At 33.7% G+C, this 12815-nt stretch carries 10 protein-coding genes; 8 read left to right on the top strand and 2 right to left on the bottom strand.

Annotation, left to right across the window (positions count from 1 at the left end):
* Nucleotides 1-468 precede the first annotated feature (468 nt).
* The gene (locus tag H541_RS0109355) at nt 469-1758 is read right to left on the bottom strand and encodes a DNA cytosine methyltransferase (RefSeq protein ID WP_022797054.1); all 1290 of its coding nucleotides are present in this window, start codon (nt 1756-1758) and stop codon (nt 469-471) included.
* 172 nt (nt 1759-1930) lie between these two features.
* Between H541_RS0109355 and H541_RS0109350 the strand changes: the two genes are divergently transcribed.
* The 8 genes from H541_RS0109350 to H541_RS0109315 all read left to right on the top strand — a co-directional run bounded on the left by H541_RS0109350 (nt 1931) and on the right by H541_RS0109315 (nt 11081).
* Nucleotides 1931-3502 (top strand): Sau3AI family type II restriction endonuclease, encoded by a 1572-nt coding sequence (locus H541_RS0109350; RefSeq protein ID WP_022797053.1) that lies wholly within the window; start codon nt 1931-1933, stop codon nt 3500-3502.
* A 215-nt stretch (nt 3503-3717) separates the two neighbouring features.
* Nucleotides 3718-5631, top strand: coding sequence for a BglG family transcription antiterminator (locus H541_RS0109345; RefSeq protein WP_022797052.1), 1914 nt, complete (start codon nt 3718-3720; stop codon nt 5629-5631).
* 2 nt (nt 5632-5633) lie between these two features.
* Nucleotides 5634-6677: an aminopeptidase gene (ypdE, locus tag H541_RS0109340; protein ID WP_022797051.1), complete on the top strand. Its 1044-nt coding sequence runs from the start codon at nt 5634-5636 to the stop codon at nt 6675-6677.
* A gap of 14 nt (nt 6678-6691) precedes the next feature.
* Nucleotides 6692-7024 carry a PTS lactose/cellobiose transporter subunit IIA gene (locus H541_RS0109335; RefSeq protein ID WP_022797050.1) on the top strand — a complete coding sequence of 111 codons (333 nt, stop codon included), beginning with the start codon at nt 6692-6694 and terminating at the stop codon, nt 7022-7024.
* A complete protein-coding gene (locus H541_RS0109330) occupies nt 7021-7377 on the top strand; it encodes a PTS sugar transporter subunit IIB (protein ID WP_022797049.1) in 357 nt (118 codons plus the stop codon). The genes H541_RS0109335 and H541_RS0109330 overlap by 4 nt, the downstream gene beginning before the upstream one ends.
* The gene (locus tag H541_RS0109325) at nt 7370-8686 is read left to right on the top strand and encodes a PTS sugar transporter subunit IIC (RefSeq protein ID WP_022797048.1); all 1317 of its coding nucleotides are present in this window, start codon (nt 7370-7372) and stop codon (nt 8684-8686) included. Before H541_RS0109330 ends, H541_RS0109325 begins: the two co-directional genes overlap by 8 nt.
* Nucleotides 8687-8807: 121 nt before the next feature.
* The gene (locus H541_RS0109320; protein WP_022797047.1) at nt 8808-9875 is read left to right on the top strand and encodes a M24 family metallopeptidase; all 1068 of its coding nucleotides are present in this window, start codon (nt 8808-8810) and stop codon (nt 9873-9875) included.
* Nucleotides 9876-9896: 21 nt separating this feature from the next.
* A complete protein-coding gene (locus tag H541_RS0109315; protein ID WP_022797046.1) occupies nt 9897-11081 on the top strand; it encodes a MalY/PatB family protein in 1185 nt (394 codons plus the stop codon).
* Between the two features lie 466 nt (nt 11082-11547).
* Here H541_RS0109315 and H541_RS0109310 read toward each other — a convergent pair whose 3' ends face one another.
* Complete coding sequence (locus H541_RS0109310) at nt 11548-12306, bottom strand: helix-turn-helix domain-containing protein (RefSeq protein ID WP_022797045.1); 759 nt, start codon at nt 12304-12306, stop codon at nt 11548-11550.
* Nucleotides 12307-12815: the final 509 nt, after the last annotated feature.

The raw sequence follows: 12815 nt of genomic DNA, 5'->3' as shown, positions 1-12815 counted from the left end.
TCAAAATGCACATTTTTCTTCACTAATTTATTAAACTGAATTTTTTCGAGGAACTCACGAACCAAAATCAATCCGCCATGGGAAGATAGCTTTTCACTTTTTGAGGAAATTTGAACATTTTTATTGAAACTTAGTCGATTATCGCGTAAATTTGACATATAGAACACCTCTGTTTTGTATTTTCGTCAAATCTACATTAACAGAAAGGTGTTCTTTTTTCACGCACCAAATGGGTGAAAAAAGAAACTCTTTACAAATGTTGAAGAAATACGGTTTTAGAGCGCAAACTCATAAAACTATGAATTATCTAGGAATAATGTAAGAAAATAAAATTAAATTATTGATAAGCAGAGCTTTAATATGCTTACATATAGTTTTGGAAAAAACGATAATCTCTTAAATGAGTATCGTCGCCAATTTTTTTAGTGTAGTTGGTAATTATAGTATTACTGTAATAATAGAAGAAAACTAGTCCTGAATTTTTTTTAATTCATCACCAATTCGTCTTACAATCTCTGTAACCAATGCGTTCCCCATAAAGAACATTCTCATTCTGTCTGAAACCTCTATGATATCTCCGTTAGATGTTTTTTTGTATTTGGTCCAATCATCCGGAAAATCTTGAAGCCTTTCAGCCTCAATTGGGGTCAATAATCGGTAACGGTCGTCTATCTTCAGCAAATGTGTCGACCGATTAACTGATCCCTCGGAGGTCAACATAGTCCTTCCCGGCTTGCTTAGGTCATCATATGGAGACATTCCGCCTTCTGAGAAGGTGTAAGTATGTCCAGTGCTAGTGGTTCTTTCAATTTTCTTAGCACCACGAAGATACTGAAATTTTTCTAATTTGTCTGCATTGTCTAAAAAGTATTTTTTATCTACGGCTTTATTTGGTAAGACTATATCTTTTAATGGTATAGGTTTCTCATTTCCTTTAGGAACAGTATCCATTGTAAAGTATCTTCCATGACGCATGATGCCAGTGTTCCAAACCTTACCAGAAAAGATATCAGAAACTTCTACAATCTCATTTGAGAGCTTATATGATGCCTGCCTATGTTTATAGGCATATGGTTGTACAGGAAATTGTCTAGCAAATAACCCTGTAGAAAGCATGTAATTATCATACATATGCTCATCAAATAATTGATTACTATTATTATCTTCAAAAATGTTATCTATTTTTTTTGCAAATGCAGTGTCATTACGATATACAAAAAAGAATACACGGCGTCTTCTTTGACTTCTTCCGTATTCTGCTGCATTTATAACTCTCCATTCAACCGAATAACCGAGATTATTGAAAGTCGTTAACATTATTGCAAAATCTCTACCTCGTTGCGTTGATGGAGACTTAAGTAAGCGATCAACATTTTCTAGAATAAGGTATTTAGGTTTAATTTGATTAGCTGCACGAATTATTTGCCAGAATAGAACTCCTTTTTTCCCCTTCAAGCCCATTTCATGCTTTTTACTCCTGGCTACCGAGTAATCTTGACATGGGAAACCACCAACGATTATATCCGCATCCATATTTTGAAAAGCTTCATTTGGTATTTCCTCAATATTCTCATTTATATTAGTGCTATCTTGAAAATGATAATTATAGACATCAAAAGCATCTTGTGATTTACGAGATGGCTCCCACTGGTTACTCCATTTTGTCTTATATAGGTCAGAGTCTGAGTTTTCGAGACCAATCCTAAATCCGCCAACTCCGGCAAATAATTCTAAAACTTTTAATTCCTTTTTTGTCATTAAGCGAACATCCTTTCGGTTGGATACAGATATTATACACTAAATACTTCAAAAGATCAAGATCGAAATCTGAAAATGGTATAGTTAATTATAAGTAGAAATTTAAAGTTATTAACATAATAGATGCATTTTTTAACTGAATAAATTTTTATGGTAAAAGGAGCTGATTTCAGTGATAGAGAAGAAATGGAAAAACGTGGATGAAGTCCATGAACACGCTAAAAAAGCAGTAAATAAGAGAATTAGGGATTTGATATGTGAAGAAACGTTAAGTAAGTATTATTTACATCCAAATAATAAAGGGTGGATTGGTAATGCAATTGAAAGTGATTGGTTTGGTATCCCGAATAATAATCGTGGTGAAGCTGATATACCTTATTTGGGGCTAGAAATAAAAGTAACTCCTATAAAAAAAACTAAGAACGGATGGAGTGCAAAAGAAAGATTAGTCTTGAATATATTTGATTTCAATGATGAGTATAAGAGAAGTTTTGAGCATGCTTCTTTTGTTGAGAAAGCTGAACTAACAGAGCTCATGTATTATGAGTATCTAGTTAACGAGGAAAGCCCAGACTTATACATCAAGGCTGCCACTCTATTTGACTTGAAAAAACTACCTGAGGAAGATATGTTAATTATCAAACAAGATTGGGAAAAAATTGTAGAATATATCTTACAAGGAAAAGCAGAAGAGTTATCTGATAGCCTGACAAAATATCTTGGAGCGACAACAAAAGGAGCTAAATCAGAAAGAAATATGACTAAACAACCTTTTAGCGAAGTGATGGCACATAGACGTGCATTCACTTTGAAAGGTTCATACATGAGTCAGGTAGCAAAAAAAATCATGACTGAAAATCATGAAACAGAAAGAGTCATTAAGAACAATCATGAGTTGAAGGTTAATACTTTTGAAGAAATAATAATTAAAAAATTCAAGCCTTATGTAGGAAAAACAAAAAAAGAGTTAGCTCAGTTGTTTGATATTGATATACCAGAAAAAAACGATAAGGCATCTTCAGCACTATTGGCAAAGAGAATGCTGAATCTTGATAGTAGTATAGATGATACTGAAGAGTTTAAGAAAGCAGATATTTCAGTGAAAATATTAACAGTAGAATCCAAAAAAAGAAGGACCACAGAAGGCTTTAAGATATTGATTCCGGGTCAATCTACAATTAATCCAGCTAAACTTGTTAAAGAGGATTGGGAGGATTCTAGTTTGAGAGAATATTTAACAAGTTATCAATTTTTATTAGTAGTATATGAAAAAAGAGAATCTGAGACTTATTTTCAAGGCGTAAAATTCTGGCGTGTACCTTTTAGAGATTTAGAGGGAGATATAAAAAAATCTTGGGAGGAGATTAAATCGATATTCAAGAAAGGAGTGACATTAAAGTATAAAAAGTTGGAAATGCCTACTAAGACTGGTAGACTGTATAATGTCACTAATAATTTACCAGGGATACGAAGGGGTAAAATTCTTCATATAAGACCGTCCGCAAAACGTGCGAGTTATTCAAAAAATAAAAGTTTATCTGTTCAACTCCCGTCTAAATCAATATGGGTTGATAAACCAAAGAAAACAGATTGGGTTGAAGGAACAGAACCACAAATGAGCGTGGCAGAGGAGTTGTCAGATTATTATATGACAAAGCAAACATGGTGGTTTAATGCAGACTACATGTACGAACAAGTTAGTGACGTAGTAGAGAATTATCACTATTATGTAGATTCTGAATAAATTAGTAGTATTTGTAATCTCTTGTATAATAATAGTTTCATTTATCAAATTAAGTTGGACAAATGCAAACGCCAATTTTAAAAACGATGTGATGGGATTCCATTAGATTTTATAAAAATGCATCTTTTGATAGATGCATTTTTTTGTGCAAAAGTTTGCCTGTATATTACAAAGAAATTGCCTTATTATTATTTTGGATAAAGGAGAAATTACCAATGAGAGCATACACAATTTTAGAAACATTGGCCAATTCAAAAGACTATTTATCGATTGATTATTTTATGGAAAAATTGAATGTATCTAAGAGGACAGTTCAAAATGAATTCTCCTACCTAAGGAAAGTGAGTCGTAATAATGGATTCTCAATTAAAACAAGTTATGGTAAAGGTTATTTTCTGACCATAGGTAATAGTGGCGCTTTTACCTCTTTCATGAGTAAAATCAGACCAAAGAATGAAATATATGATGAAGAAAAAGTGATTTTCAATGTAATATCTCTATTATTGTTGAATGGTGATAACTTTGATTCGACAAGTAACATAGCAGAAGAATTGCAGATTAGTGATACGTTACTTTATGGAAAAATGAAAACGGTTTCTGGGTATCTTTCGACTTATAATTTAATCCTAGAACGTAAAAGTCATTATGGCGTTAGAATAATTGGAGCATCGAAGCATATCCGCAAGTTGATGCTAGACCTTTATATGAAAGGATCCAAGCGTTTAAAAAAAGCAACAGATGAACGATTAAATAACTTTACCAATCATGAATTAATCATTGAAGAAGTAATAAAAAAGAATGAGTTGCGAATTGGATACTATGAATTTACGGTATTTGTTTGTTGGTTTAAGGTTCTAGTTATGTACATTGCGACCTGGGAGCCAAATAGAAAGAGAAATAACAAAGTTGAAGCAAAGGGAGAAAGACAAGAAAGTATTGTTAGCATTATTAAAGAAATAGAAAATGAATATGACATAAATATTGAACAATGTGAATTGATTGAGGTGGAGAAATTACTAGAGCGTTCAACTCAAAGCGAAAAAAGGTCTCCTAATCTAATAAATAAAAATAAATTAAAAAAGGAGTTACTACAATTTTTTGTTAATGAGGATAAAGCGAATAAAACTGATTATAGTAAAGATTCTGAATTCCTTGAACAACTAGCAACGCATTTAGTATTTTTATTAGATAGGATTGATAGAAAAATTACATACAAAAACCCGTTACTTCTAGAGCTATGCATTAGATACCCTATGATTTTTGATAATGTTCTTAAGTTCTCTGAGTTTTTGAAAGAATATGTTGGGGAGAATATTTCTAACGATGAGCTTGGTTTTATAACAGTGCATTTTTTAAATCATGTCGAAAAGAAGAAGAACAAGCAAATCAATAAATATGAACGAGTGGCTGTTGTGTGTACTACTGGTGGTGGCATTAGCAACTTAATAAAGACTCAAATAATAAACATTTTCCCCACTTCTTTTGTAAAGACATTTTCATTTTGGGTGGAAAAAGATCTTGAATTATTTCAACCGGATATTATATTCTCAGTTGTTCCACTAAAAAAAGCCCCAAATGTTCCAACTATTTATATAAAAGAGTTATTGACAGATAAAGATATTATCAATATAAAAAAAGTTTTATTTTTAGAGAATTTTCCACTATCCAAAAATAAAGTTATCGATTCTTTAAGAAATTATTTGGTGCTTTTTAAGTCAAATTTGTTCATGATTACGGAAATATCTGACTATCATGACTTGATTAGGATGATGGCAAGAAAAATGATAGAACACGGTTACGCCAATAAAGAATTTGAAAGAGATGTGCTTTTAAGAGAAGAGTATATGAGCACTGTTTATAAGAATGGAATCGGTATACCACATCCAATTGAGATGAAAGCACAGAAAAGTGCTATTGCAGTTGCAATTGTTAAACCAGAGATAAAAACTCATCAAGGTTCAGTAAAACTAGTATTTATGGTTTGTTTATCAACTGAAGACTTCCATTATTACAGTCAAATCTCTAATGGCTTATTCCAATTGATGCAGGATAGAACTAAAATTCAAAAAATATATAACAATCCAGTTTTGCAAAATGTAACTGAGGTATTAAGAAGGATGGATGGATAAAAATGAATTTTCAATTACTAAAAAAATTATCAAATGCAGATGCTATAGCCTCCAATGAAAATGAAGTTAGAAGTATCATTAAGGACGAACTTAAGGAATATAAAGATTCGTTTGAATACGATGGTCTTGGAAGCTTAATAGTTACAAAAAAATGTAAAAAGAAAGATGCAGCAACTATAATGTTTGCCGCACACATGGATGAAGTAGGATTTATGGTTAGGTATATTTCGGATATTGGTTTTGCATTCCTTATACCAATAGGAAGTGTGGAAGAACGTGCTAAATCAATGCAATTAGTTCGTGTTACCACAAAACAAGGGGAAAAAATTGAAGGATTATTAAATAGCTTAAAAGATTCAGAAGGTAAAGTAAATCAGATTTATGTGGACTTTGGTTTCGATAGTAGAGAAGAGGTTGAGAAAAGTGGCATAGATGTCGGTGATATGGTTTGCTTTGCAACAAATTTTAGGTTACTAAAGTCGGAAAATATTGTAGCTGGTAAAGCAATGGATGATAGAGTCGGTTGCTATTCATTGATAAAAGCTATGCAATCACTCGTAAATGTTGATTTGGATGTTAATATAGTCGCTGCCTTTACCAGTAGCGAAGAGGTCGGAACAAGAGGGGGAAAATTGGTATCAAAGATTGTTTCACCAGATTTATTTTTTGCAATTGATGTAGCAAAAAATCCGGAATTGGATCGTGGATACAGAAACACAAGAAGGCTCGGTCGTGGAGTGATGTTAGAGTTTTTTGATAAAACAATGGTCCCTAATCCACGATTGTTAGGCTATATCATGGAGATAGCAAAGGACTCCGGAATAGAATATCAAAAGGATATGTTTAAGGGAGGTGGTACTGATGCAGGGTCAGCTCATATGGAGAATGGCGGTATAATTTCTTCAGTATTGGGGTTACCTCTACGGTACTGCCATGACCCATACTCGTTAGCAAATATGAATGATGTAAAGAGCATGCAAAAATTAATAAAAGAAATAGCGCTAAGGTTTAATGACGAAAAAATTAAGGACTTATATTCTTTTTAATGAGAGGGACCAATATGAACAAATCAGAATTACAAGTAATGGGATTAATTTCTTCATCTGGTGAAAGCCGCGCAAAAGCTTTCGAGGCTTTACAGCAAGTAAGAAGGCATGATTACGAAACTGCATTTAAATTATTGCAAGAGGCTAAAGAACTTGATACAGAAGCACATAACATTCAAACTCAAATGATTCAGCAAGAGTTAAGGGAGGGAGGAGACAAAAACCAGATTAACTTACTTATGGTTCATGCGCAGGATCATTATATGACTGCACAACTATCAAGAGATTTGATAGAAGAAATGATTAAAATATTTCAGGAGCGAGATGGAGAGGGGAAAGAAAAATGAAAATAGTGTTAGCATGTGTTGCAGGGCTCTCAACTACGATGATGATGGACAGTATGAAGAGTGTAATAAATAATAGCAAAAAACTGAACAGTGACGATTTTCAGTTGCTCGCTATCCCGGTAGAACAATTACCTACAGAGATAGAGGATACTGATGTAGTGTTACTAGGACCACAAGTATCCTATAAAAGTGATTTTGTTAAATCACTGACTGAACCACTAAAAATTCCATACGTAGTTATTGATCGTGAAACTTACGGATCAATGGATGGAGGCACTGTGATAAAGAAAGCGCTGATTGCTCAACGGAAACAAGAAATAAAGAATGCTGAGGGGGCTAAGAATAATGTTTGATAGATTTGAAGCTTTTATGTCTAAGTATTTTACACCATTAGCTAACAAAATGGATAAGAATGTTTACCTAAGCGCGATTAAAAAGTCTATGGTTGCGATGACTCCTATTCTTATTATTGGAAGCTTTGCCCTTATTCCAGACGCAATTCCAAACATGATTGGTACCGAAAATATCGTTTCGCAATGGATAACTGAATATTCTAGTATCATAACTATTCCTTACACAATTGGAATGGGGATGATGGCTTTATATGTTTCGGCTATCATTGGATATAACTTAGCCAAGTCTCACAAACTTGATGTACCTGGTTGTATGACAATGGCTGTAATGGGTTTTTTAATCTTAGCAGTTGATTTTACAGAAGATGGAGCTGTTGATGTAACATACTTCGGTACAAAGGGATTGTTTGTCGCCATGTTTGGCTCAATTATGGCCGTAGAGCTCTTTCGATGGTGTAAGAAAAGAAACTTCACCATTAAGATGCCAGAAACAGTACCTGACTTTGTTTCTAAATCATTTGAAATGATTCCTATATCAGTTATTACTGTTGGTGCATTCGTTATTGCTCGGATGATTAGTGTGAACGTCTTTAATACAATGCCACCGATGATCTTTACAAAAATATTAGCACCGTTAGTGGGTTCAATGGACAATCCATTTGCTTACACCTTCTTAAAAATGTTGCAATGTTTACTATTCTTTTTTGGTATCCATCCAGCAGTACTTAGTCCTATCACGAGTCCGATTTCAACACAGTTTTTAGCTGAAAATATTGTTAACTATAAAGCAGGTATAGAATTAACACATTTCTTCACACCTGGTATGGATTCGGCATTTGGTAATTTTACTGGAACGGGCGTAACTTTTGGGTTAGTTTTTTGGTGTATGTTTTCTAAAGCGGTTGCACAGAAGAAGATAGGTCGTATTGCATTAATCCCAGCTTTATTTGGAATTAATGAACCTATTTTATTCGGAGCACCAATTGTATTAAACCCCTTATTCTTTATTCCTTTTGTTATTATCGGTCCGGCAATTTCATCATTTGGAGCATGGGCAATGTCATTAGGATGGTTAAAAATGTCGGTATTTACTCCACCTTATGTCGGAGTATTCTTTGAAGGTTATCTGGCAACTTTTGATTGGCGAAGTATAGTTGTCAATGGACTGCAACTTATTCTTTCTATAGCATTATGGTACCCATTCTTTAAACTGTATGAACGTCGTGAACTTCATGCCGAGAAGACACGAAAAGCAGTAATCTCAAAAGAAGAGGAAGAATTGATAGGAGATTTAGGTCTTGACTTTTAGAGTTGAAACCAGGGCAATTGCCTTGGTTTCTTAATTAGATACGATACCAATTGTTGCAATGTATAAATATATAGCATTAAAACTCCAGAATCATAATAACGTAATATTAAGGAGGGTTACTTTGATTGCAGCACGATTAAAAAGACTACTTGAGAAAATGACAGAATACAGACTTGATGCTTTTTTGGTTTCAACAAAAGCAAATAAGTATTATTTGTCAGGGTTTACTGGAACAGATGGACAGTTATTACTTTCAAAGCATCGAAACTTTGTGATTGCAGATGGACGATATTTTGAACAGTTAAAACAACAATCACCTAGTTTTGAAATTATTGATAGCCATATGAATTGTACTGAAGCAAGTATTAAACTGATTCATGAAAACGGATTCAAACGCATTGGTATTGAAGCAAATGACTTAACTGTTGCGGAATTTCTTAAGTTTTCGAAACACACAATAGAAGTTGTTCCAACAGAAAACTTTGTAGAATATTTTAGAATGACCAAAGATAAATTTGAAAAAGAAAAAATCCTGAAAGCATGCAGTATCACAGACAAAACGTTCGAGTATATTCTTGATTATATTAAGCCGGGAATGAGTGAGAGAGAGGTTGCAAATGAAATCAATCGATTTGGTTTGTCTTGTGGTGCCAGTTCACCAGCTTTCGAAACAATAGTAGCTTCGGGAGTCCGGTCAGCATTACCTCATGGGCACGCTAGCGATAAAATTATTAAGAATAATGAGCTCGTTATTTTGGATTTCGGTTTTATGTATGATTATTATTTTTCAGATATTACTCGTACAATTGCAATAGGAAATGTATCGGAAGAGCTTAAAAGAATTTATAAAATAACTTTGGAAGCTCAACGTTTAGCTATCAGTAAATGTGACGTTGGAATAAGAATGCATGATATCGATCAGACAGCCCGAGATATTATCTCGGAGAATGGATATGGAGAGAGTTTTTTGCATGGAACAGGTCATAGTATAGGACTATCAGTTCATGAATACCCATTAGTGAATAACGAGAGTATGGAATTGCTCAAGAATAATATGATTTTTACAGTAGAGCCGGGAATATACATTGAAGGTAAAGGCGGGGTGAGAATTGAAGATGATGTGTGGATAGATAATATGGGACATCCACAATTGTTATCAAAAGCGCCAAAAGAACTAATTATTTTATAGGAAGTAGGTGTATAAATCGAAATGGTCGATTTTGATAATGTCGTCAGCCGGCGAGGAACGTATTCTACACAATGGGACTATGTTAAAGATAGATTTGGGGAGGCAGACCTACTGCCGTTTACCATCTCAGATATGGATTTTAAATCTCCAGCAGGTGTTTCTGAGGTAATTAAGACAGTAGCTAACCGTGGAATTTTCGGTTATACACGATGGAATAATCCAGAATTCAAAGAAGCTATACGAAATTGGTATAGAAGCCAGTATGATACTGATGTTGATTCAGATGCCATTGTTTATAGCCCAAGTGTCATTTTTAGTCTAGCTAAGTTGGTAGAACAATTTAGTAAAGAAAACGGATTAGTTTTAACCTTAACCCCATGTTATGATGCTTTTATAAGTACTATTACTTCAAACAGTAGGCGCTTATTCCAATACAGGATCGATAAAGGAGTCGATTTTGAAAAGTTAGAGCAGACTTTTGTGAATGAGAAACCAGAGATTTTTCTACTATGCAATCCGCACAATCCACTCGGAATTGTATGGACAGAAAATGATATGCAAAAGTTTGTTGATTTATGTAATGCATATCATGTATCTATTATTAGTGATGAAATTCATTTAGATATTTTACGAGAAGGAGTTAAAGGAAATTCTTTGGCAAAATTCTTTAAAGAATTAACGGTTCCAGCTGCTGTTATTACCTCGGCTAGTAAGTCGTTCAATACTCCAGCTTTAGGATGCTCATATGCACTTATCCCAGATGAAAGGGAGAGGTTAGATTTCTTGTATACATTAAAAGCTAAAAATGCATTATCTTCAGTTCCTTATTTAGGTATGCTATCTACGATTGAGTGTTACAACCACCAAGAAAATTGGTTACAAGAGCTGTGTTCATATATTGATGGAAATTTTGTTTACGTTTCTAAATTCTTAAAAAAACGTCTAGATATAGAATATAAGATTCCAGATGCAACATATCTAGCCTGGATAGATATTAGTGACCTAAATGTAGAAATGAAGGACCTTCAATTAGAATTAGTGACAAAACAAAAAGTGGCGATTATGGATGGACGTATTTATGGCAATGGTGGGAAAAATCATTTACGTCTCAATTTGGGAGCCCCTAGAAAAAAAGTAGCTGATGGCCTAGAACGTTTAGCAAAAGCAGTAGAGTCCCTGAGAGATAAAAAAAATAGCAACTCGTAGTTTACGTAAAACATTTTTAGAGTTTAAACTAAAAAAGTTAAACAGTAAGAAAAAACAAGTTTATAGTCTATGAAAACATAAAGTTTTCTAGCATGTTATATTTTGTAAGTGACTATACTTGACTGATTAACTCAATTTCATCCAATCATAATAACTTTGTGATTATAACTGAAAAGTAAGTAGAAATATCCGGCTATAAACTTTAATACTGCATACGAGTTGCGTAACGTTAAAAGTGACGGCAGTGTATAAGATTAAGAAAAAATGAAAAGTAAGTAAATCAATAGCTGAAAAAGAAACATCCATTATTATTAAACAATGTACCGACCCCCAAAGGTTAGACCAAAAAACTTTTGGGATCGGTATAATTTTCAGAAGGGTAATTTTTTGAGAATAGTATTAAACAGGAGTCAGATTTCTGTAGTTGATTTGTTGCACTCAAGTAGTGCTCAAGATTAGTAAAGAGTTATTTCTTCCCACGAATTTCTTCTAATTTTTCAAATGACTTTTCAATCAAAGCCTGATGACTGTCGGTATATTTAGACAAGTAGTTTTTGATACGAGCAACGTCATCATCAGACCAGCTCTCATTGATTGTTTTCAACTGTCCATTCCGAGTAGCATCGACATATAATTGTTTAGAAAATGAGTCATCGTTTTCAGGTGATATACTGATGCCTATCGTCCCATCTTGATCTACAGTAACCCCAAAATTATCTTCTCTAGTTATGACTGTCAGTTGTTGTTCTTTCAATGGAAAGCCAACCCAATCTGCCGGCAAGATATAAGTCCAGTAATTAATACCATCTTCAGTCAGTTCATAAGCATTACCAGAAGCTGTAAGTGACTCAGGATCTTGTAAAACCTCCCAACCATTTGCCTCTAAGTTCTGACGATAAGTTTTTTCATCAGACCTAAGTTTAAAATTGTACGCCCCATAAAGAGCGACTAAACCCGCTATAATCATCAAGGCAATTTTGTATAGCTTACCTCGTTTCAGTTTAGTTGTTGTATCCTTTGCCATTTCCTTGTCCTCCCTCAATAAATCGTCTAGAGAGATACCAAACAAATCGCTGATAGCTATAATCGTTTCTAAATCAGGGTAGTTTCTATGAACTTCCCAACTAGAAACTGTTGGACGAGAGACATTTAGCAATTGTGCCAGATGCTCTTGCGTCCATTCTTTCTTTAACCGCTGTTCTTTGATTTTGTCTCCAATATTCAAAAAGTATCACCTCTGTTATCAGTATTGAGTATGTCGGTAAGAAAATAAAGATGGTCTGTGTAGCATGAGTCAAAAATGAGTGATACGATACGTATCATGTTGATATAATGGGGTTTTTGAGAGGTGTGTTATTCAACATAACCAAGATATTTTAACAAAGAAATAAAGGCCTGAATCATTCATAGATTTTTATACAGGGACATTTTTATCAAAAAATTAGGCGAAACTGAAATGTTTCTTTCTTTTTTACAAATCGATTAGATTCCTTCCTAACGGAAGAAAAGAAAAGTTCATTTCTACTAAAAAAGAGCGCACTTTCCCCTTGTTTTTTTGAATAATTTTTAAAATTATCGATTTAACACTCGAATCATAGGTAAGTTAAATTCTGAAGAATCGTTTCAAACTCTTTGTCATACACATTTGCACAACTGAATTGGATTTGAACTCGACGAGCATGATGTGTCAGTCGAGAAGCAACCTTAATGAACCGAAAACGAATGGTATCGATA

The sequence above is a fragment of the Bavariicoccus seileri WCC 4188 genome, from assembly GCF_000421665.1.
GTDB classification, from domain to species: Bacteria; Bacillota; Bacilli; order Lactobacillales; family Aerococcaceae; genus Bavariicoccus; species Bavariicoccus seileri.
This window is presented reverse-complemented; position numbering and strand designations above follow the sequence as displayed.